Raw genomic sequence first — 20942 nt, forward strand, 5'->3', positions numbered from 1 at the left:
CATCCGAAATAATCGAATGGCTCTTACAGAGTTTGTAGAATTCAATTTAGCAACTTGAAAACTTGTTTACTACAATACCTTATTTAATTACTACTCTTCAAATATTTATAAAGCTCACTATCAGTAGATAAAATTACTGTAGTCTGATCATTAAATGTTTTCTGGAATGTTTCCATCGACATTAAGAATTTATACAAATTTCTGGACTGACTGTTTTTGTCATAAGCATTAGAATAGATGGCTGCTGCCTCAGCATCTGCCCTACCTTTAATTTCTTCTGCTTTTCTAAAGGCTTCCGATTGGATGGACTTCAACTCTCTTTCTTTCTCTCCATTAATTCTGGAAGCTTCACCCTGTCCTTCTGAGCGGAATTTATCTGCAATTCTGTATCGCTCACTTTTCATTCTTTCATAAACCTGTGTACGTACTTCTTCTACATAGTTTATTCTCTTGAACCTGAAATCCAGGATGGCAATTCCTAAATCCTGAGCCTGCAAACTGGCCGATCTTTGAATATATTCCTGAATACTATCGCGGCCTACATAAATCTGCACTAAACTGTCTTCCACAATTTCGCTGATCGCTCCGCTTGATATAGGTGAGCGGTTACTGGTTCGCACTGTTTCTTCCAGGTAGTTCTTTGCGATGAAGTCCCGTGTTTCACCATCTAAAATATCATCTAACCTGGATTGCGCTCCTCTTTCATTGGTTAAACGCTTGTAGAACTGCAACGGATCTGTAATTTGCCAGCGTGCATAAGTATCCACAAAGATAAACTTCTTGTCCTTAGTAGGCACCTGATTAGGCGCTCCATCCCACTCTAAATAGCGCTTTTCAAAATAATTGGCTTTTTGAATAAAGGGAATTTTAAACTGGATTCCTGCCTCAGTAATAGCATCCCCTACCGGACGCCCAAACTGGGTAATTACTACCTGCTGCTCTTCGCTTACGATGTAAAAGCTTTGGGCAATTACTATCAATAAAACGACAACAGCAATTAATATGGTGATTGTACTTTTTTTCATATATCTATAATCTTTTATATCGGGTTTTTCGAATTACTGATTTCCTTTTGCCGATTGAGAAGTCATTTGCAACAAGGGCAACACGTTGCTTCCTTTGTCATCCATAATGATTTTCTCTCCCAATTTCGGAATTACTTCCTGCATGGTCTCCAGGTAAATTCTGCTCTTAGTAACTTCAGGCGCTTTGGCATATTCCACATATAATTCGTTGAAACGTGCTACCTCACCTTTTGCATTGTTCACACGCTCCGTGGCATAACCTTCTGCTTTCTGTATGGTTTCCTCAGCTTGCCCGGCTGCTTTAGGAATCACCTTATTATACTCAGATTTAGCCTGATTAATTAAGGTTTCCTTTTCCTGTTGGGCTTCGTTTACTGCATTAAATGCTGGTTTTACCGGCTCAGGAGGTGTAACATCTTGCAAAACCACCTGTTCTACTCTAATCCCTAATTCATACTCATTGGATAAATCCTGAATCAGCACTTTTAGTTTGCTTGCTATTTCGGCCCTGCCCACTGTTAATACTTCGTTAACAGTTCTATCACCCACTATTTGGCGCATCCCTGACTCAGAAATATCTCTTAATGTATTCTCAGGATCTCTTACTTTAAAAAGGAAATTGTAAGGATTATCAATTCTGTATTGAACTACCCATTCTACGTCTGCTAAATTTAAATCTCCAGTCAGCATCAACGATTCGTCCTGGGCTCCTGCTTTGCTAAAAGTGGACTGATGGCCTACACTGGTTGTTCTGAAACCAAATTCCTGCTTTTGTTGCCTTTCTACAGGCACTTTGTACACTGATTCAATAAAAGGAATCTTGAAATTTAAGCCTGACTCTAAAGTTCTGTTATACTTGCCCAGACGGGTTATTACGCCCACTTCCTCTGCTCCTACCTGAAAAAAAGTGCTGATAATGGCTACCAATACCACTACTACAACCACTATTATTCTGATGTTTTTAATTATCTTTTGAAAAGACTCTTTTGCTTTGTCTCCATCAAAATCGAAATCTGCCATAAATACTTATTTTATTATTTAGTTTATTTCCTTTAAACAAAAAGGGACACTTACTGCCCCCATTTCCATTCATTTCCTAGCTCTAATTCTTCTTTTAAACCTTGTTCAATCATAAACTCACGAGTTTGTTCGAATGAAAGCTTTTTTGCAGGAATTTTTTCTGCATTAGCCAGTTCCCATAAAAACATAGCTCCGAAACGAACTGTATTTTTTAAATGCTCCTCATTTACTAAATCAAAGTCATCACCATTAGAGTGGTAATAATCATACACTTCACGATCTAACTGACTTACAACCCCAACTACAGGCACACCTTCCATCATAAACGTCTGATGATCACTATGCAGGCCTGCTCTGTTAGCATTTTCATTTGCATAAGTAGTGTCCACAGCTTTAATCTTTTCCCCTATAGCCTCAAAAACGGGCATCATTTCTTCTCTACCTGAAGCATTGTATCCTTTAGGGTTACCACTCATATCGATATTCATCATATAGCTTACTTTTTCCAGATCATTGGATTCATTCATTCTTTTCACCAATGCCTTAGAGCCTAATAAACCTTGCTCCTCTCCCATAAACATCACAAACTGGATATTTCTTTTAGGTTGAAGGTTCAGCGCTTTAAAAGTACGAGCCATGTCTAAAATAGCAGCAATGCCAATTCCGTTATCTATCGCACCGGTTGCTAAGTCCCAGCTATCGAGGTGGCCTCCTACTAAAATATTCTCCTTTGTTAATTCAGCGCCTGGTAAAGTAGCAATCACATTTCTTGATTTGATCACTTCACTTTTATTGGTCATTTTAATGTGCGCGTCCAAAGACTCCCCTTCCGCTAAAGCAGACTTTAGCCTCATTCCATCTTCATAAGTAATACATACTGCAGGAATATCAATCAATTTACCTGTCACGGAAGCAGTTCCTGTTAATAAAACACCACCAGGCACCTGGTTGATAATCATAATTCCCTTCGCACCATACTCAATGGCAAGGGCAGTTTTTTCAGAGCGGTGAATGTTATTTAATCCTTCTCCGCTATCAGGTAAAATACCAATATAAACCAATGCAATTTTATCCTTTACAGCTTCTTTGTTGGCTTCAAAATCTGCTCTTAAGCCATTTCCGACATCAACTAAAGGAGCTTCTACATCAGCTGAAACAGGTGAATGACCCAGTGATACTACTTCAGGAATACTCTCATTATCAACTGATAATTTTACAGAATCCCTTGCCCATGCTTCTACCTCAAATTCATGAAACTGAACATTTTCGAAACCATAAGATTTAAACAAATCATAAGTATATTGTTCTGCTTTTTTACCATTCTCAGAACCTGTTAACCTGTGTCCAATTTCGGTCGTCATGTTCTGAAGTGTTAAATAAGCTTTGCTGTTATTTTTCACTTCATTATTGATTCTTTCCAGATCACTTTCTTTTTCTTCCTTTTCTGTGTTACAGGAAAACATGATTGCAGCTACTATTATTAAACTGCTTAATCCTTTTGCGATTTTCATACGTATTTAAATTTACTTTTAACCTTTAAAGTAGTTGAAATCAAGTAAATCAGTTCAAACTTTGCTTCTTGAATTGAGCAAGAAGGGTATTTCTCTGATTTAATTGCTCCTTATTAAGAAAACTAAAGTTAGTAAAATCTCTCTATATAAAATCATATATTTGATAGAAGTAGATAATAACTCTGGCAATGGAAGAAACACATGAATTTTGGATGAGGATGGCTATTGACCTGGCAAAGGAAAGTAAAACGCCCTTTGGGGCGGTAGTAGTGGATCCTGAAGGACAGTTTGTGGGTGCCTACAATACAGCTATTCATAATGGCCCTACCGCACATGCAGAAATAAATGTATTAAAGAAGATATCCTCGCTGGATTACAACCATGCCGATGAGTTGATATTGTACAGTACCGTAGAACCATGCCCTATGTGTATGTCTGCCATTATCTGGGCTCAAATAGGACAGGTTGTGTATGGAGCAGACATTCCGTTCGCTCAAACTAAAGGTAAACAAATTAATATAAGAGCTCAGGAAGTTATTAATGCTGGCTGGACTGACTCCATTCTTATTGGTGGAATCCTAAAAACTGAATGCGAAAAGCTTTTTGGTAAGTAAGTAGTTATAGTTATAACAGGAATTGGATTCTTAATTTTCTTTAAAAATCCGTCAGAGCGTTCCCGCATTTGGCGGGGATGCCATTTTATTGATCCAACTTAGGTTTACAGCAATAAGTACAAGCTTTTTCAGCTTCTCCAATTTCAACTTTTAAAACCCCTTCCTTTAATATCTTCATACACTGCATGTGCCGCCAACCTGCCTGACAGCATAGCAGCATTGATTGAGCCATTTAAAAGATAATCCCCGGCAAGATACAATCCTTCCTGTATTTTACTATTGGAAGGTTTCATGCTGTATTGGTAATCATCAATTTTAGGTAAAGCTTTATTAATGAGGTAACTTTTCAAATGCCTGATTTCTGCCTGGGCTAATTCCGGAACCAGTTCTTTTAATTCCCGGATAACTTCCTGTTGAACTGCAGCGTCATCTTTTCCTTGAGTATCATTCACAGAGATTGATAGCAAATATTTACCTGCCGGAGCATAATTCTCGGCCGTCTTATTCATTACGCAGAAGTTATTAATCAACATTCCCTCATCAGGAACAAGGCCAATGAGCGCTTCATCAATGGGAGTAATATCAGACTCAAAATAAAGGTTTAAAACCGACTGCCAGTCTTCAAATTGACCCTTTAATTGCGGAACTAATTTTTCAGGATTGGTTGCTATTATCACAGCATCGGCAGCTATTCGCTTACCGTTTTCCAGTTCTACACTTTTTAAACCAATCTTTTCCACCTTTTGGTTTAGCATAATTTCTGTAGTGGATAGTTGCGCAGCAAGCATCTCAGGTATAGCACCCATTCCCTTTGCAGGCAGAGCCGCATAGCCTTCACCAAACATTTTAAATACAAACTCCAGCATTCTGCTTGAAGTATTCAATTCATTCTCCAGAAAAATACCTCCAAAAAAGGGCTGAAAGAACTGCTGGATCATCACATTGGTAAAACCCTTCTTTTTTAAAAATTGCAGCGCTGTTGTTTCTTTCTTCTTAAATATTTGCTCGACCGTGGTAGCTTTTAAAGCTCTGGTCCATTTAAAAATCTTCAGTTTATCTGAAAAGCTTCCTACCTGTGAAAACATCATTTCAATAATCCTTGAAGGTTGTCTTAAAGGATCGCTTATTCGGTAGGCATCTTCACGGTTCAACACCAAAGCTCCGGGATTAAAATACTGAAGATCAAGCTTTTCATAATCCAGGTATTTAGCGGCTTCAGGATAAGCCGTGAGTAATACCTGAAATCCATGGTCTAATAAAAATCCATTTACTTTATCTGTCTTTACCCTACCACCAATCCGATCATCAGCTTCTATAATAACCGGGTTGAAACCTGCTTTTTCAAGTTCTATAGCAGCTACCAAACCTGCCAATCCGGCCCCGATAACAATGATCTTTTCCTCTTGCATAAACTTTAAATGAATTTTGATTCGAAATTAAATTGAATTAGTGATAGTTGAAAGAAAATGAACGAAAGGAAATAACTACTGTTTTAACATTCTATTAATAAATTCCACTCGAATAATAAACCATTAACATCAAACTCCAAAAACCCACTAAAGTTTAGAAAGACAGAAATGAAGCTACATTAGTTTTCTGTTTTAACTGTAACAGTGAGCCATAGCCTTCGTAAATTTAAAGTAAGAACCGCAACAATTTTTGAGCTGAAATGGCATATCAGGTATATGCTCCACTAGAATCAGCTAATAAAATTTATGATTTTTTAATCTAAAACTGAAGCCAATGAAAAATTACAAAACACTTAGTATTTCCTTATTAGGTATTTTATTCCTATTAGGAAGTTGTGCTCCTTCTACTGATATTACTGCAACATGGAATAACCCTGATGTTGAAGATGATGCTTTAGGTAATATTTTAGTGACTGCCATGGTTGATGACGTAAGTGCCAGACAGAATCTTGAAGATGAGCTAGCCCGGGAACTCATGGAGCGTGGAATATCAGTTACTAAAAGCATCAATCTTTTCCCTCCGAGTATGAGAAATGAGAAGATGCAGGATAAAGAAGCCCTTCTTAATGCCATTGAAGAAAACAATTTTGATGGTGTAATTACAGTAGCTTTAATTGATAAAGAAACTGATACGCGTTATATACCAGGAAATTATGCTTATTCACCAGTTAACACTTATGGATATTATGGCAATTTCTGGGGTTATTATAATAATTGGTATCCGCAGGTATATAATACCGGCTATTATGATGTGGATAAAGAGTACTTTCTTGAAACAAACTTATATAATGCTGAATCAGAAAAGCTGGTATGGTCGGCACAATCTCAAACTGTTAACCCTGAAACTCTGGAGAACCTTACAGAGGATTATTCAGAAAAAATTGTAAGGTATATGGAGAATGAGAGTTTGGTAGGAAAAGCAAGTACCACTCCATAAAAAAATTATTTAACATGATTTTAAAAACGCAGGCATGTAAGTGTCTGTGTTTTTGCTTGATAGAACACAGTTAATATCCGTAATCATATTTATATCAATAAATAATTATAACTTAATACCAATCAACTCTTTAGCCCCATCCCTCAGTACAATAGTAATCTAAAAATATTTTTTGTCATTTAATAGTATTACAGCATAAGGGGGACAAGACAATACGTACAAGAAAAAAAAAAAAAAAGAAAAAAAACTGCGATTGCTTAACAATTAGAGAGATTTAACAGGAAAAAGCAAAAAATACGAGTTAAGTCAATACGTACGAAAAAGTAAAAAAAGCAACAGGTTTATTGCTTTTAGTGTACAAGTAATGATTCAATGCGTATTAAATCAGGTCTAAAACCGTTTAAAAGCTATTAAATAAAGCTTTTTAACCTATTTAATTAATCTTCACGATCCTTTATACTAATACCCTCTGCCTGATCTAATTCATTCTTACCTAATTTAAAGCTAATCAGCTTCAAAACTTTAGATTGTTCCTTTAAAATAGCTGTTTGAGCCTTATTCTGGTCTTTTATTTGTTCTAAGCATGCAAGTTGGTAGATCATCCAGACAAGAGAGATAACGCTACTACTATAATGATCAATGTTTCAATAATATGTGCTTTTTAGTTAATAATAAACATTAGGTAACAGTTTCACTCTCTATTTTCCAAATCAGATAATCTTTTATTAATACTATATAATTCACGTTTCAAATCCTCAGCAAAAGCATCTATAAAACTCTTTGCTTTAGTATTACCATACTCCAATAATGGTTCATTCATAATTTGCGTAGTATAGCTATTTTCCTTAGAAATCATTTCTCCTTTTCCAGTAAGCAGCCAATTTGCATCAATTTCGGGATACGTTTCGATAATTATCGACAGCCATGAAGCCCTAATGTCCTTACTATTTTTAATAGCATTGCTTATAACGCCATTACTGGCACCTATAGACATTTCAAATTGCCTCATACTTATGCCCTTCTGAGCTATAAAAAATTGTATTCTATCGATTAAAACAGACACTTTATCAAAATTAATTAGATAATTATCTACAAACAATTGCAATCATAGATAATTATCTATATATTTGGGTTTACAAATAATAAATAGTCGAAATGTACGAAAATATAAGAGATATTAAAATAAGTCAGGATAAGCTAGATAGCTTATATAGTAGACTTAAGCATGGTGACATCGCATTTATCGCGCAGTATTAAAGGGAGACCACTTTAATAAAGAAGTCATTGAAGCGGTAATCAAGAGAATTGAGGACAGGGACAGCCTTAAAGCTGAATTGGAATCTAATATAGATAAGCACATCACTGAAACTATTAGTAATACAAGTAGTTTTATCATTTAAAACCTCTATTGAAAATAAACTATCCATCGAAGCTATTTGACATTAAATCTCCATAAATACCAATTCTATCTTTTTTAATCTCAACCTCAAATAGTTTCACTTGCATGTTACAACACTTTTAAGTATCATTTACTACCATTTGAGACATTTCTTTTAATTCTTTAAATACAATGATATATTTTATTTCATCGATGAAAAATTATAAAGAGAGCCTGTTTTACCATTCTTTTGCACATAACTATGAGTAACAAACCAATTATAGATTTGAAAGATGATTACATGGTAGTGACTGGTACTGGTGTAAGAAGAAACTTTATGGATATAATAGACGGAACTGTTAAAATTTATAATGCGGCAAAAGAATTAAATATTAGTAGAGTAATTGGCGACTATAGAAAAGTGAGATATGAAGTGGCCATGTCTGAAGCCTTTAATCTTGTACGATATTATGAAATGAAACTTCCTGATTTCTACAATATATCAATGGCTTCTGTATCAAACCCCAAGGATCTTGAAATAGCTAAGTTTTGGGAAGAACTTTGCAATAAGCGAGGATTTAATGCAGCTGTCTTCACCGATTACAATTCAGCTGAAAAATGGATTTTAAATCAGCCGATCAATAAAATTACTTAAAACACTATTCTTCTTCAAATAAAATATGCCGGTTAAGGTCCTCATTAATAGAAATAAACGATTCTGTATAATTTATTCCTTTAATTTTTAGGATTTTCTCTTCATAAATTGATCGGTAATGCTGGGTATCTTTAGCATGTACTTTAACAAATAAGCCATATTTTCCGGTTATATGATGAATCTTTACCACTTCAGGAATAAGCTTCATACTTGCAATTACGCTTTGATAATCTTCGCTTTTTGTTAAATGAATGAAAATAAAAACAGTTAATCCCCAGCCAATCTGCGAGTAATCTATATTTAAAGTGGCGCCTTTTACCAATCCCGCTTCACGCATTTTTTTCATGCGCAAGTTAACCGTGCCACTGGTCACTTTTATCTCTTTTGCTACTTCCGTATAAGCCATTTGAGCATTCTCCGAAAGTAAAGTTAAAATTTTTAAATCGATAGCATCAAGCTTCTTAACCATTATCAAACTACTTTACGCAATACACAAGTTAACCAGGTTAAAATTTAACCCTACATTCTTTCTATTTATGTAAATGAAATAAATTTTGATTGATTTTTTAACCTTTTACAAAATAAAATTAAAAAAAAAAAAAATAAAATAATTTAACTATTTGTAAAATATCAAAAATTAAAATTTGGATAAAGCGGGAAGAAGAAATTTAAAATATTTTATAAAAACCTGATAAAAATATACAATAAATCAACAAAATCAGAATTCACTTCTATTTATAATTACATTTACCATAAAAGCAAAATTTTATATTGTCAAATCAACTATGTAAATTATCCCCTAGTTAAGCTAAAACATTAACAATAAGAGGATATATCATCATGAGTTTACAAAATATCAGCAGAAGAGATTGGTTAAAATCAGGAGCCCTTACCCTTGGCGGTCTGGCCCTGCTTCCTCAATTTACATTTGGGGAAATGCCCAAAGCCAACTTAAAAATTGACAGGAATGGGGACTTCTTGTATAGTCCGTTTTTCAAGGAATATATTCACAAGCCTCTTTTAAAAAAAGAAGCGTTAAGAGCAAAGCTTAATGCTAATGAAAACCCCTATGGACCATCATCAAAAGCATTAGAGGCATTTAAAGGAGCTGCTGAACTGGGTAACAGATACGCTTGGAGAGAGCTTTTTGATTTAATCGAGAAAATTGCTCATAAAGAAGGCGTGGCACCAGAAAACATTATGATGGGGCCTGGTTCCTCCGATCTCCTCGAAAAAATTGGCATTGTTTTGTTTTTAAATGGTGGAAATGTTGTTTCAGCTGATCCTTCCTACATGTCTTTAATACGAGTGGCTGAGGCAACCGGTGCAACATGGAAGGGTGTGCCTTTAAAAGACGACTGGTCGCATGACCTGGCTGGAATGGAGAAGGCTATCAATTCGGATACTAAACTGGTTTATATTTGCAACCCTAACAATCCTACAGGCAGCATAACCGATAGTAAAAAACTGTTGGATTTTTGCTCAAGAGTTTCTGAAAAGGTGCCAATATTCATTGATGAGGCGTATTTAGAGTTCTTACCAAAGCAGGATCAGCAAAGCATGGTTTCTCTTATTAAAGAAGGGAAAAATGTTATTATAGCACGTACCTTCTCCAAAATTCATGGAATGGCGGGCTTAAGAATAGGTTATATTGTAGCCCAGCCAGATACGCTTGATCAGGTTCAGAAAATAACACGGGGAGGCATGGGAATCAGCTACCCTACAATTTATGCAGCCTCAGCCAGTATGGACGATGCTGAGTTTCTTGCTATGTCTTATCATAAAAATACAGAAGCAAAGGAATTTGTATATAATAGCCTGGACAAGATGGGAAAAACGTACGTTAAATCTTCTACAAGCTTTATTCTTTTTCCTATTGAGATGGAAGGCAAGAGCTTCCTTAAAAAAATGAGCGATCAGGGTGTTGGCGTTCGGTCTTTTGAAATAATGAATCAGAACTGGTGCAGGGTAAGCATGGGTACTTTAGAAGAAATGAAAATTTTCATCAACACACTTCAGAAGGTAATTGGGTGATCCCCCTTTCACTATTGCTAAGTATGCCTCCCAATGAGGCCGTTTCCGCTCATTGAAAAGAATATTATGCACTGTAGCTAACCAACTGAAAGTAAACACCTTAACAGACATCATTTATTATATTCAAAAATACAGTTAAAATGAATTTAGCCATACAAAAATCTGTTGGCCTTCTGCTCCTTATAATTATCGGATTTCTGTTACAAAAAAAGTTAGCGGGAAATGATAGTTTAAAAGGAGTAAAAGTAATTATTTTGAGCATAGCACTACCTGCTACAATATTTGTTGCACTTCTCAAAATAGAACTGGCTCAGGATCTTTTGTTACTTCCGTTGTTGGCTCTGCTCATGAACTTCTTATTATTTGGCAGTTCCTACATTGCTTTAAGTGCATTCGGAATAAAGAAGAATTCCTCTACAAGAAAAACTTTATTACTTCTACTCCCCTCTCTGGCCCCCGGGCTCTCTTGCTTCCCTTTCCTGATGGAATATTTAGGTGAAAATGAACTTGCCCTGGCTGCTTTAGCAGATGTCGGAAACAAAATATTTGTATTGATTTTCCTTTACCTATTAGCGGTTCACTGGTTTCACCAAAGGCAAAGCAGTTCCATTCAGCAAAATACGATGGCTAAAGTGAGAGGGCTATTATTGAGCATGATTAATGAGCCTATAAATGTGGTGATTATTATTGCGTTAATAATGTTAGGCTTTGGCTTTCAACTTAGCTCCTTCCCTGCTTTTCTGGAGAATGAAATTTTGAGATTAAGCAGCATAATGACCCCATTAGTACTATTATTTATTGGAATGGCTGTTAAAATCAATTGGAAAGAGTTTAACCTGATATTTTTCCTTTTAAGCTGGCGTGCAGGTATTGCCTTTTGTTTAAGTGCCATAATCGTTTTTTTAATGCCAGCACTATCCCCTTCACTTATTCTGCTATTGATTGTATTTCCTCAAAGTTCGTGCAGTTTCTGGCCATTTGCACATATGACTGCCATCAATAATATGGAAGAACATACACCTCCAAAAAATAAAACATTCAATACGCATTTTGGCTTATCAGTTTTGGCTTGTTCTTTACCCTTTTCAACTCTGTTGATTTTATGTGTCTTTTCATTTCAGAGTTTCTTTATTAATCCAATTTACTGTTTGTATGTTGGTGTTGCAATGCTTATTGTTTCATTCTTTCCTTTTTTCATTACTAAAATAGTTCATAAGAAAATCCCTCAATCATCCACTAAAGAAATCCCATTTTTCTCAAAGGCAGTTGATGCTATAGAGGCCAGAAAAGCTTCATAAACTAAAGTCTGTGTAAAGAGGCTCTGTGCTCATTCCTATCTATTTATCTAACGACTCAGTCTGTAAAGAAGAGTAATTGGTCGAAAAGAAGAGGGGAAAGTATCTAATGTTGTAGTTTTTAGCGTATACATCAACATAATAAATATGTTATGAAACTAACTGAAAATTTAATTGCTCCAATATTTAATGAGAAGGATATCTTCGGAAGAAAAATTAATTTAGAAGAGTATAGAAATAAAAAAATCCTGATTGCATTTTTCAGACATGCAGGCTGCCCATTCTGTAATCTAAGAGTTCATGCATTAACAAAAGTGCATCAGGAATTGAAAGCAGAAGGTTTAGAAATGATTTTTTTCTTTGAATCTAAAGAAAACGTACTTTTGAGAAGTATATTTCATAAAGAAGTTTCACCGATTCCTCTAATTTCAGATCCTAATAAAACCTGGTATGATGCGTACGGATTGGAATCTTCTACATCCAAGTCGACCATAAGCCATATAACATCATTTGTACAAACTGCTTTTAAAGCTAAAATGGCAGGTTTACCTATGCACACAATGGCTGATGGAGAATCTATCAACACTATTCCTGCTGAATTTTTGCTGGATAAAGACCTTAAAATAAAAAAAGTACATTACTCAAATAGTTTATCTGACAGATTAGACATTAATTTAATCAAACAGTTCGCTCAGGACAGCAATATATTTGAAGATAAATCCACTTCGAAATAAATCGCCTAATCATACCATCTACTTCAAATGAAGAATAAGCAACGATACATATTATTGTTGCTTTTTTTATTTAAATAATATTCTGAGAAAATTATAATAGGTCTATCTATTTAATTAGCTCCAACTCAATTTTAAATTATAATTCTTATATTTAAATTCATTGATTTTTACACTGAAACAATAAATATTTTTAATACCCTTGATACAAGCTAAATTCGTGATGTATGCGCTTTAAGTTGAAACAACTTGGTCCTGGGGTATTGGTTGCCGCGGCTTTTATTGGTCCGGGAACCGTCACAACAGCCACTATGGCGGGAGCCGGCTATGGCTACACTTTACTCTGGACCATCCTCTTTTCAATAGTCGCTACTATAATTTTGCAGGAAATGTCTGCCAGACTTGGAGTGATAACAGGCTTAGGAGTAGGTGATGCATTAAGGTTAAAGACCAAAAGTAAACCTTTTAAGTTGTTTACTTTTACTCTGGTAATTTTAGCTATTGTTTTAGGCAATGCAGCTTATGAGGCGGGCAACCTTTCTGGCGCTGTAATAGGATTTGAATTAAGCACAAAGGGATTTAAAGTCAATCCGCTCATCGTTTTATTAGCTCTAGTAACTTTTGCTTTATTATTTATTGGTAAATATAAGCTGATAGAAAGGTTTCTAATTGGTCTTGTAGCGATTATGGGGATTGTATTTCTAATTTCAGCCATATTATTACAACCTGATATTTTCCAAATAATTAAAGGGCTCTTTACTCCTTCCATCCCGGAAAATGGGACATTGATGATCTTAGGAATGGTAGGAACCACCATTGTACCCTATAATCTCTTCCTGCATGCCTCTTCCGTAAAGCAAAAGTGGAAAGGGGGCTCAAGTTTAAGCTCTGCACGTTGGGATACCATACTATCCGTAACACTAGGTGGAATAATCACTATGTGTATAATGATAACCAGTGCAGTTGCTTTTGAAGGACAAAATACAAAGATTAACGACCTCAATGATCTTTCCTTGCAGCTTCAACCAATATTAGGTACCTGGGCCACAGAATTTACAGCTTTTGGATTTTTGGCTGCCGGTTTTTCTTCCACTATTACAGCCCCACTTGCAGCAGCTTATGCCACTGCTGAAATCATGGGTTGGAAAAATGGTTTCAAGAATATAAAGTTCAAATCCATCTGGATTTTCGTACTATTAACAGGTGTAGTTTTCTCATCGCTAGGATTTCGTCCTACTGCAGTGATATTTTTAGCGCAGGTAGCAAATGGATTAGTACTTCCCATAATTGCCATTTACTTATTATGGGTCTTGAATGATAAAGAGATTATGGGTAACCATTCAAACTCCGGATGGGTTAATATAATAGGCATAGCAGTAATATTCATTACTGTTTTACTGGGAATAAAAGGTATAAATTCAGCCTTAGGATTGATTTAGATTATGAAAGAAATAGATTTCAATTGTGATGTAGGAGAAAGTTATGGTAATTTTAAAGTAGGAAATGATGAGGCTTTGATGCCTTTAATTAGCTCTTGCAATATAGCTTGTGGTTTTCATGGCGGAGATCCTTTAACTATTGAAAAAACAGTAAAGTTAGCACTAAATAATAATGTACAAATTGGCGCACATCCCTCCTATCCTGATTTAATGGGTTTTGGCAGGAGATACATTCAACTGCCTATTGATGAGCTTCAGGCAGTGGTAAAGTATCAAATCTCATCTTTAAAAGGTATTACAGAGAGCCTGGGAGGAAAGCTCAGCTACGTCAAGCCTCATGGCGCTTTATACAATTCTATTGCCAACAATGAAGAAGAAGCTATAGCAGTAATAGAAGCTATTCTAATGCTTGATGAAGATTTAGCAATAATGGGACTAGCAGGAAGTAAACTTGAAAATACAGCACAGAAAAAAAATATTAAATTTATAAAAGAAGGTTTTGCAGACCGCAACTATCTGCCAAACGGAAACTTAGCCCCTCGTTCTGAAGAGGATTCTGTCATTTCCTCTGTTGAAGAGACAGTAGCTCAAATATTAGGTATAGTTGAGAAAGGGAAAGTGAAAACAGCTGAAGGTGAAATAGATTTATATGTTGATAGTATTTGCATCCATGGAGACAATCCTCTGGCTATTGAAATACTACAGGAAGTACATAATCTGGTTCATCAGCAACAATTGTCAATCAAAAAATTTACTATTTAATGAAGTTGACTCAATATGGAAGCAATTCAATACTCATTCAGTTGAAGGAAGTAATTGATCCTGAAGTAAATGAGACCGTCTCCTGGCTTAATTCTAAACTGGAGATGATGCCTGAAATCGTGTATACTATCCCTGCTTACAATTCTGTTACTGCTGTTTTCAATCCTGGAAAAATCAGCTTTGATGTATTAAAGAATAGGATTAAATCATGGGAGAGCAAAGAAAAGAAAAACACAATCAGCTCCAAAGAACAAAGAAGCTTTCGCATTCCTGTCTGCTATGAAGAGAAATTTGCACCTGATATGGAAGAAGTCTGTAGCTATACCAGTCTTACTTCAGAACAAATTATTTCCCTACACACTTCTACTCCTTTCAAAGTTTATATGATCGGTTTTATCCCAGGCTTTCCGTACCTGGGGAAATTGCCAGATCAGCTTCGTTGTAAAAGAAAAGAAAACCCTCGAAAACAGGTTCCTCAGGGCGCTGTTGGCTTAGCTGGATCACAAACAGGTATTTATCCTGCTCAGGCACCAGGAGGATGGCAATTAATTGGAAACTCTCCCGTTCCGCCTCTTAACTTAGCGGAGCAAAACCCATTTCTGTTTAGAATGGGAGACACTGTTCGCTTCTATCCAATTAGTGCATCGGAACATTCTACAATTGCCACTGGCTTTTCTAAGGGACAAATTACTGAAAAAGAGTTTTATGAATGAGATAGTGTTAACTTTTAAAAAACCAGGTTTACATACTACTGTTCAGGATTTAGGAAGATTAGGCTATCAAAATGTAGGCGTACCACTTGGTGGAGTATTAGACAGGCAAGCAGCAAAGAATGCCAATTACCTGGTAGGAAACCCGGAAAATACTCCCGTTTTGGAAATAACATTAATAGGACCTGAAATCACTTTTAACACTGATTGCGAGATAGCAATAACAGGCGCTAGTTTAAGTCCTCAACTAAATGACAGCTTAATTGGCAACCATCAATTAATTTCCATTAAGAAAAATGACGTTCTTTCATTTGGCAAGCCTGTTTCAGGTTGCAGGGCATATCTTGCAATTGCTGGCGAGTGGCAGGTTACAACATGGCTGGGAAGTGCCAGTGCCTCAAGTTTTTCACCTGAGCTACTTACTCCTGATAGTCTCATTAAAAAAGGCAGCACATTATCTATACTTGCTGGTAAGAGCAAAACTAGCAGAAATAAGATAAACAAAAGAACGCCTCACGCTGACATTTTAAGGGTAAGGGTTGTTCCAGGGCCTGAATTTGAAGGGTTTTCACGACTGACAATCGCTCACTTCTTTAGTGCTGGCCATATTATCACTCAGGATTCCAATAGAATGGGCTATCGCTTAGGCACTAAACTTAAAGGAGGCCCTGGTAATTATGAAATGATATCTTCAGGAATAATCCCTGGTACCATTCAAGTTACAAATGAATATAAACCCATTATTTTATTGGCAGATGCCCAAACCACCGGGGGTTATCCACGCATAGCCAATGTTATTGAGGAAGACCTTGATAGCCTGGCTCAAATGAAGCCAGGCAGTGAACTGTGGTTTAGTCTGGCGTAAAATAGTTTAAAGTAGCCATTACTTCAATTTATCTGCAAATAGTCTCTTCAGTTTATCAACTTTTGGTTTGATAACAAAAGTACAGTAAGGTTGCTCCTGATTAAGCCTGTAAAAATCCTGATGATAGTCTTCTGCTTCGTAGAATGCTTCAAAAGGAACAATTTCTGTAACAATAGGATCATCAAAAATACCTGATTCATCAAGCTTTTTCTTCATATTCTCTGCAATACTCTTTTGCTCCTCATTATGATAGAGTACAATGGATCTATAATGAGTGCCTACATCTGCACCCTGGCGGTTCAATGTAGTGGGATCATGAGTTTGCCAAAAGACCTCTAAAATTTCCTCGTAACTAATTACTGAAGGATCAAAGCTTATTTGAGCAACTTCCGCATGCCCTGTTCTGCCAGTAACCACCTCTCTATAGGGTGGATTCTTAATAAATCCTCCTGAGAACCCTGAGGTTACTTTTTCTACTCCCTTTAACTTTCTCAGCACTGTATCAATGCACCAAAAACAACCTGCTCCTAATGTGGCTAATTGCATATATTTCTTTATTCAATTAAATTCTAAAATGATTGCCTACCCAACTTCCTTTTAAAAATTAGGATAGTCGGAAATAAAAAAAGGCTACTCCATGAGTAACCTTTATTTTAAACGAATGTTTCAATAGCGGGCCTTAATTTCCTCCCTCTGTAGCTCCGGATTTTGCTTTGATAGCATCAGCCTTCTCCATCAATTTCTCAGCTTTATCATTCTCACCTAATTGCATGTAAACTGTTTGCAATGTTTCTATTACCGCCAATTCTTCAGGTGCTATTTCATGAGCTTTCTCGAAATAAGGTTTAGCTTTTTTCAAATATTCTTTTGCTTCAGCTTCTATCTTTTTCCCTTGCTTCTGGTAAGTTTGAAGATCCATGTCTCTTGCTTTACCAAAAAGGTCTGCAGCTTTATTATAGTAGAATACCGCCAAATTGTAATTAGCATCCAAATAATCAGGATCTAACTCCACTGCTTTTTTGTAAGCTTGCTCAGCTTTTTCAGGCTGCTTTAATTCTTCATGTAAATAACCTAAGTTAAAGTAAAGATTAGCATTAGTAGGATCTTTCTCTATGGCCTCAGAAATCTTCGCTCTTGCTTCATCAGTTCTTTCTGCTGAAATTAAAAGGTTAATCTCTTGTTTTTCAAATGCATCATTTTCAGGGAACTGCTTTTGAGCCATCTTGATAGCTTCAAGAGCTTTGTCTATATCTTGATTCTCATATCTTTCAATAGAGATGATGCTACCATAGATATCTTCTGATTGATAATCTAAATCAATTAACCTGTAGTAATATTTAAGGGCAGTTTTATTATCCTTTGCCTGCTGAGCTGAAATACCGGCATATAAAGTTGCTGTTGTATCTTCCGGTAAAACTAATAAAGCTTTCTCAAAAGCTTTGTTGGCTGCTGAGTAATCAGCCGCTGAGTAAGCCTCAGAGCCTTTATTGATAAAATTACCCCATAATTCCTGGATTTTCAAATCCGTCAAAGTATAGTAGTTAGAACCTTCTTTTTCCATTTCCTGTACTTTATCATAGCTTTTTACAGCTTCTTTCAGGTTCTCATCAGAGTACTCCTTATTTACTAAAGCCTGATAAATGGTTCCTCTTACATACCAGGTCTTGCCATCATCCATGGTTTTCTCATGTTTTGCTGCTTCATCAATCAGCTGTTTAGCTTCTTGCAATTTGCCACTTTCCAATGCACTTTCTGCCTTTCTCACGTTGGAATTTTGTGCAAACGCCAATCCCGCAAATAAGATCATGGCAAAAAATAAAGTTATTCTTTTCATCTTCTTTTTATTAGTTATACTTGTTTAATCACTGATCCCCTCAGCATGATTTGAGGTAAAATTAGAAAATTACAATTTCTGTTCAAATAATTATTTCCTACTCTTCAGTTTTTTCTTCTTCTGAACCTGTTGAATCACTCATATTTTCCGAAGTAATATCATCTACTTCATCCTCTATGTCATCAATTTTTTCAATTTTCTCTACAGAAGAAATACTATCCTGCTCATTAATTTTAATAAGCCTCACCCCTTGAGTTGCACGACCCATCACACGTAAGGTTTCAACTGCTAACCTAATTGTGATGCCTGATTTATTAATAATCATTAAATCGTCAGTATCTATTACTTCCTTTATGGCCACAAGGCTGCCGGTTTTTTCAGTTACATTAAGTGTTTTAACACCTTTACCGCCTCTTTTTGTTACTCTGTAAGCCTCAATGTCCGATCTCTTACCATAACCTTTTTCTGAAACTACCAATAAGTTAGCGTTCTCTCTGGTGATGGCCACCATTTCAACTACCACATCAGTTTCACTGGCTAAAGTAATACCGCGAACCCCTGCAGCTGTTCTTCCCATTGGCCTTACGTTACTTTCATGGAACCTGATAGCTCTTCCGGATCTGGCTGCAATAATGATGTTATTGTCACCATTCGTCATTTTAACATTTAGCAATCTATCGCCTTCATTAATAGTGATGGCATTAATTCCATTAGTACGAGGTCGTGAATAAGCTTCTAAAGTAGTTTTCTTGATCGTACCTTTTTCAGTACACATTACTAAGAAGTTATTATTAATGTAATCTTCATCAGAAAGATTATCCACATTAATAACAGCACGAACAGAATCACTTGGTTCTATATTAATCAGGTTCTGAATGGCTCTTCCCTTTGAGGTTTTGGCACCTTCAGGTAACCTATATACTTTAATCCAGAAAACCTTTCCTGATTCCGTGAAAATCAGCAGGTAATTATGGGTTTTAGCTACAAACAAATGCTCTGTAAAATCATCTGTTTTACTGCCGGCCCCTTTCGAACCTACTCCACCTCTTCCTTGTGTTTTATATTCTCCTAATTGCGTTCTTTTGATATACCCTTGATGAGAAATTGTAATAACTACCTCTTCATTAGGGATCATATCTTCATCAGTGAACTCTTCTGCACTATGAACAATCTCAGTTCTACGCTCGTCCCCATATCTATCTTTCATTTCCTGCAACTCATCCTTAATGATTTGCATTCTTAATTCTTCATTATTCAAGATACTTTCCAGATACTCAATCAATTTCATGATTTCCTCGTATTCCGAAACTATTTTTTCACGCTCAAGACCTGTAAGCCTCTGCAAACGCATATCTAAAATAGCTTTGGCCTGGATTTCCGAAAGCTCAAACTTCTCCATCAAGCCATTCTTCGCAATTTCAGGATCTCTTGACTCTCTGATCAATTTGATTACCTCATCCAGGTTATCAAGAGCAATTAAATATCCCTGCAATATATGGGCTCTCTTTTGCGCCTCATCTAACTCATACTGTGTTCTTCTTATCACTACATCATGTCTGTGATCCACATAATGTTTAATAAGATCTTTTAGATTTAAAGTCTCTGGTCTCCCTTTTACAAGAGCCACATTGTTTACACTAAAAGAGGTTTGAAGTTGGGTATATTTATAAAGGTTATTTAATACAACGTTAGGAATTGCATCTTTCTTAATATCATACACAATTCTCAATCCATCTCTATCAGACTCATCCCTGATATCGGAAATGCCTTCTATCTTCTTTTCATTCACAAGGGCAGCAGTCTTTTCAATCATGCTGGCCTTATTCACCATATATGGTATTTCAGAGACTATAATTTGCTCTCTCCCTGATTTCAGCACTTCAATTTCAGCTTTTGCTCGCATTACAATTCGGCCTCTTCCTGTTTCAAAAGCCGATCGTACACCCTGATACCCGTATATTATTGCACCTGTTGGGAAATCAGGAGCAGTAATGTGCTCCATTAGCTCTGAAATAGTAATTTCATTGTTTTCTATATAAGCAACAATACCATCAACAACTTCAGAAAGATTATGTGGCGCCATATTGGTAGCCATACCTACAGCAATACCAGATGCTCCATTTAATAGCAAATTCGGAACTTTCGCAGGTAAAACTGAAGGCTCTTTTAGGGAATCATCAAAGTTAGATTGGAAATCAACCGTGTTCTTGTTGATATCTCCCAACATTTCATCCGCAATTCTTTTAAGCCTGGCTTCAGTATAACGCATGGCAGCAGGAGAATCCCCATCTATAGAACCAAAGTTACCCTGACCATCCACCATTTGGTATCTTAACGACCATGGCTGAGCCATCCTCACCATAGTATCGTACACGGCTGAATCACCATGTGGGTGATACTTACCTAATACTTCACCAACAATTCTGGCAGATTTTTTATAAGGGCGGTTGTAGGATAAACCTAAATCCTGCATTCCGTAAAGTATACGTCTATGTACTGGTTTGAGCCCATCCCTCACATCAGGAAGTGCTCTGGAAACAATTACCGACATCGAATAATCGATATAGGCTACTCTCATCTCATCCTCGATGTAAATCGGGATTATATTCTCATTTTCTCCTTGAGCCATAAGTATGTTACTAAAATCTAATTAATCTGCAATT

Annotated in this window: 20 protein-coding genes; 10 read left to right on the forward strand and 10 right to left on the reverse strand. The window is 36.1% G+C overall.

The window, feature by feature from the left end:
- Window positions 1-83: 83 nt before the first annotated feature.
- Genes hflC through IEV85_RS16615 form a run of 3 tightly spaced genes read right to left on the reverse strand, consistent with a single transcriptional unit; the run spans window position 84 to window position 3556 of the window.
- Window positions 84-1025 carry a protease modulator HflC gene (gene hflC, locus IEV85_RS16605; protein ID WP_188465493.1) on the reverse strand — a complete coding sequence of 314 codons (942 nt, stop codon included), beginning with the start codon at window positions 1023-1025 and terminating at the stop codon, window positions 84-86.
- Between the two features lie 33 nt (window positions 1026-1058).
- Window positions 1059-2045 (reverse strand): FtsH protease activity modulator HflK, encoded by a 987-nt coding sequence (hflK, locus tag IEV85_RS16610; RefSeq protein WP_188465496.1) that lies wholly within the window; start codon window positions 2043-2045, stop codon window positions 1059-1061.
- A 50-nt stretch (window positions 2046-2095) separates the two neighbouring features.
- Entirely contained in the window at window positions 2096-3556 is a 1461-nt protein-coding gene (locus IEV85_RS16615; RefSeq protein ID WP_188465498.1) for a M20/M25/M40 family metallo-hydrolase, read from the reverse strand.
- Window positions 3557-3744: 188 nt separating this feature from the next.
- Here IEV85_RS16615 and IEV85_RS16620 point away from each other — a divergent pair, with 188 nt between their 5' ends.
- Entirely contained in the window at window positions 3745-4170 is a 426-nt protein-coding gene (locus IEV85_RS16620; RefSeq protein ID WP_188465500.1) for a nucleoside deaminase, read from the forward strand.
- A 143-nt stretch (window positions 4171-4313) separates the two neighbouring features.
- Here IEV85_RS16620 and IEV85_RS16625 read toward each other — a convergent pair whose 3' ends face one another.
- Window positions 4314-5579 carry an NAD(P)/FAD-dependent oxidoreductase gene (locus tag IEV85_RS16625; RefSeq protein WP_188465502.1) on the reverse strand — a complete coding sequence of 422 codons (1266 nt, stop codon included), beginning with the start codon at window positions 5577-5579 and terminating at the stop codon, window positions 4314-4316.
- Window positions 5580-5913: 334 nt separating this feature from the next.
- On the opposite strand from IEV85_RS16625, the gene IEV85_RS16630 reads away from it, so the two are divergent.
- Complete coding sequence (locus IEV85_RS16630) at window positions 5914-6576, forward strand: DUF4136 domain-containing protein (RefSeq protein WP_188465504.1); 663 nt, start codon at window positions 5914-5916, stop codon at window positions 6574-6576.
- Window positions 6577-7013: 437 nt separating this feature from the next.
- Here the strand turns inward: IEV85_RS16630 and IEV85_RS16635 are convergent, their stop codons facing one another.
- Together IEV85_RS16635 and IEV85_RS16640 are read right to left on the reverse strand one after the other, a co-directional pair.
- Window positions 7014-7178, reverse strand: coding sequence for a hypothetical protein (locus IEV85_RS16635; RefSeq protein WP_188465506.1), 165 nt, complete (start codon window positions 7176-7178; stop codon window positions 7014-7016).
- 89 nt (window positions 7179-7267) lie between these two features.
- Window positions 7268-7639, reverse strand: coding sequence for a helix-turn-helix transcriptional regulator (locus IEV85_RS16640; RefSeq protein ID WP_188465508.1), 372 nt, complete (start codon window positions 7637-7639; stop codon window positions 7268-7270).
- A 577-nt stretch (window positions 7640-8216) separates the two neighbouring features.
- Between IEV85_RS16640 and IEV85_RS16645 the strand changes: the two genes are divergently transcribed.
- Window positions 8217-8609: a hypothetical protein gene (locus IEV85_RS16645; RefSeq protein ID WP_188465510.1), complete on the forward strand. Its 393-nt coding sequence runs from the start codon at window positions 8217-8219 to the stop codon at window positions 8607-8609.
- Between the two features lie 4 nt (window positions 8610-8613).
- Here IEV85_RS16645 and IEV85_RS16650 read toward each other — a convergent pair whose 3' ends face one another.
- On the reverse strand, window positions 8614-9078 hold the full coding sequence (locus tag IEV85_RS16650) for an Lrp/AsnC family transcriptional regulator (protein WP_188465512.1): 465 nt from the start codon (window positions 9076-9078) through the stop codon (window positions 8614-8616).
- A 371-nt stretch (window positions 9079-9449) separates the two neighbouring features.
- Between IEV85_RS16650 and IEV85_RS16655 the strand changes: the two genes are divergently transcribed.
- The 7 genes from IEV85_RS16655 (at window position 9450) to IEV85_RS16685 (ending at window position 16445) form a co-directional block, all read left to right on the forward strand.
- Complete coding sequence (locus IEV85_RS16655) at window positions 9450-10643, forward strand: pyridoxal phosphate-dependent aminotransferase (protein ID WP_188465514.1); 1194 nt, start codon at window positions 9450-9452, stop codon at window positions 10641-10643.
- A 140-nt stretch (window positions 10644-10783) separates the two neighbouring features.
- On the forward strand, window positions 10784-11941 hold the full coding sequence (locus tag IEV85_RS16660) for an AEC family transporter (protein WP_188465516.1): 1158 nt from the start codon (window positions 10784-10786) through the stop codon (window positions 11939-11941).
- Window positions 11942-12090: 149 nt separating this feature from the next.
- On the forward strand, window positions 12091-12672 hold the full coding sequence (locus tag IEV85_RS16665; RefSeq protein WP_188465519.1) for a peroxiredoxin-like family protein: 582 nt from the start codon (window positions 12091-12093) through the stop codon (window positions 12670-12672).
- Between the two features lie 224 nt (window positions 12673-12896).
- On the forward strand, window positions 12897-14108 hold the full coding sequence (locus IEV85_RS16670; RefSeq protein WP_188465521.1) for an Nramp family divalent metal transporter: 1212 nt from the start codon (window positions 12897-12899) through the stop codon (window positions 14106-14108).
- 3 nt (window positions 14109-14111) lie between these two features.
- Window positions 14112-14870, forward strand: a complete 759-nt coding sequence (locus tag IEV85_RS16675; RefSeq protein ID WP_188465524.1) for a 5-oxoprolinase subunit PxpA — start codon at window positions 14112-14114, stop codon at window positions 14868-14870.
- Window positions 14870-15583 (forward strand): 5-oxoprolinase subunit PxpB, encoded by a 714-nt coding sequence (gene pxpB, locus IEV85_RS16680; protein ID WP_188465526.1) that lies wholly within the window; start codon window positions 14870-14872, stop codon window positions 15581-15583. The genes IEV85_RS16675 and pxpB overlap by 1 nt, the downstream gene beginning before the upstream one ends.
- On the forward strand, window positions 15576-16445 hold the full coding sequence (locus IEV85_RS16685; RefSeq protein ID WP_188465528.1) for a 5-oxoprolinase subunit C family protein: 870 nt from the start codon (window positions 15576-15578) through the stop codon (window positions 16443-16445). Before pxpB ends, IEV85_RS16685 begins: the two co-directional genes overlap by 8 nt.
- 18 nt (window positions 16446-16463) lie before the next feature.
- Here the strand turns inward: IEV85_RS16685 and msrA are convergent, their stop codons facing one another.
- The 3 genes from msrA to gyrA form a co-directional block, all read right to left on the reverse strand.
- Window positions 16464-16991 carry a peptide-methionine (S)-S-oxide reductase MsrA gene (gene msrA / locus IEV85_RS16690; protein ID WP_188465530.1) on the reverse strand — a complete coding sequence of 176 codons (528 nt, stop codon included), beginning with the start codon at window positions 16989-16991 and terminating at the stop codon, window positions 16464-16466.
- Between the two features lie 133 nt (window positions 16992-17124).
- Window positions 17125-18279 carry a tetratricopeptide repeat protein gene (locus IEV85_RS16695; RefSeq protein WP_188465532.1) on the reverse strand — a complete coding sequence of 385 codons (1155 nt, stop codon included), beginning with the start codon at window positions 18277-18279 and terminating at the stop codon, window positions 17125-17127.
- Between the two features lie 97 nt (window positions 18280-18376).
- Complete coding sequence (gene gyrA, locus IEV85_RS16700) at window positions 18377-20908, reverse strand: DNA gyrase subunit A (protein WP_188465534.1); 2532 nt, start codon at window positions 20906-20908, stop codon at window positions 18377-18379.
- Window positions 20909-20942: the final 34 nt, after the last annotated feature.

Source organism: Marivirga lumbricoides (assembly GCF_014636295.1).
Taxonomy (GTDB): domain Bacteria; phylum Bacteroidota; class Bacteroidia; order Cytophagales; family Cyclobacteriaceae; genus Marivirga; species Marivirga lumbricoides.

Excerpts from the sequence above, each read along its gene's own strand:
- IEV85_RS16620 (WP_188465500.1), top strand. The coding sequence starts at position 3,745 with ATGGAAGAAACACATGAATTTTGGATGAGGATGGCTATTGACCTGGCA.
- IEV85_RS16670 (WP_188465521.1), top strand. The coding sequence starts at position 12,897 with ATGCGCTTTAAGTTGAAACAACTTGGTCCTGGGGTATTGGTTGCCGCG.
- gyrA (WP_188465534.1), bottom strand. The coding sequence starts at position 20,908 with ATGGCTCAAGGAGAAAATGAGAATATAATCCCGATTTACATCGAGGAT.
- IEV85_RS16685 (WP_188465528.1), top strand. The coding sequence starts at position 15,576 with ATGAATGAGATAGTGTTAACTTTTAAAAAACCAGGTTTACATACTACT.
- hflK (WP_188465496.1), bottom strand. The coding sequence starts at position 2,045 with ATGGCAGATTTCGATTTTGATGGAGACAAAGCAAAAGAGTCTTTTCAA.
- IEV85_RS16655 (WP_188465514.1), top strand. The coding sequence starts at position 9,450 with ATGAGTTTACAAAATATCAGCAGAAGAGATTGGTTAAAATCAGGAGCC.
- IEV85_RS16615 (WP_188465498.1), bottom strand. The coding sequence starts at position 3,556 with ATGAAAATCGCAAAAGGATTAAGCAGTTTAATAATAGTAGCTGCAATC.
- IEV85_RS16650 (WP_188465512.1), bottom strand. The coding sequence starts at position 9,078 with ATGGTTAAGAAGCTTGATGCTATCGATTTAAAAATTTTAACTTTACTT.
- IEV85_RS16665 (WP_188465519.1), top strand. The coding sequence starts at position 12,091 with ATGAAACTAACTGAAAATTTAATTGCTCCAATATTTAATGAGAAGGAT.
- IEV85_RS16630 (WP_188465504.1), top strand. The coding sequence starts at position 5,914 with ATGAAAAATTACAAAACACTTAGTATTTCCTTATTAGGTATTTTATTC.
- IEV85_RS16660 (WP_188465516.1), top strand. The coding sequence starts at position 10,784 with ATGAATTTAGCCATACAAAAATCTGTTGGCCTTCTGCTCCTTATAATT.
- pxpB (WP_188465526.1), top strand. The coding sequence starts at position 14,870 with ATGAAGTTGACTCAATATGGAAGCAATTCAATACTCATTCAGTTGAAG.
- hflC (WP_188465493.1), bottom strand. The coding sequence starts at position 1,025 with ATGAAAAAAAGTACAATCACCATATTAATTGCTGTTGTCGTTTTATTG.
- IEV85_RS16675 (WP_188465524.1), top strand. The coding sequence starts at position 14,112 with ATGAAAGAAATAGATTTCAATTGTGATGTAGGAGAAAGTTATGGTAAT.
- msrA (WP_188465530.1), bottom strand. The coding sequence starts at position 16,991 with ATGCAATTAGCCACATTAGGAGCAGGTTGTTTTTGGTGCATTGATACA.
- IEV85_RS16625 (WP_188465502.1), bottom strand. The coding sequence starts at position 5,579 with ATGCAAGAGGAAAAGATCATTGTTATCGGGGCCGGATTGGCAGGTTTG.
- IEV85_RS16695 (WP_188465532.1), bottom strand. The coding sequence starts at position 18,279 with ATGAAAAGAATAACTTTATTTTTTGCCATGATCTTATTTGCGGGATTG.
- IEV85_RS16635 (WP_188465506.1), bottom strand. The coding sequence starts at position 7,178 with ATGATCTACCAACTTGCATGCTTAGAACAAATAAAAGACCAGAATAAG.
- IEV85_RS16645 (WP_188465510.1), top strand. The coding sequence starts at position 8,217 with ATGAGTAACAAACCAATTATAGATTTGAAAGATGATTACATGGTAGTG.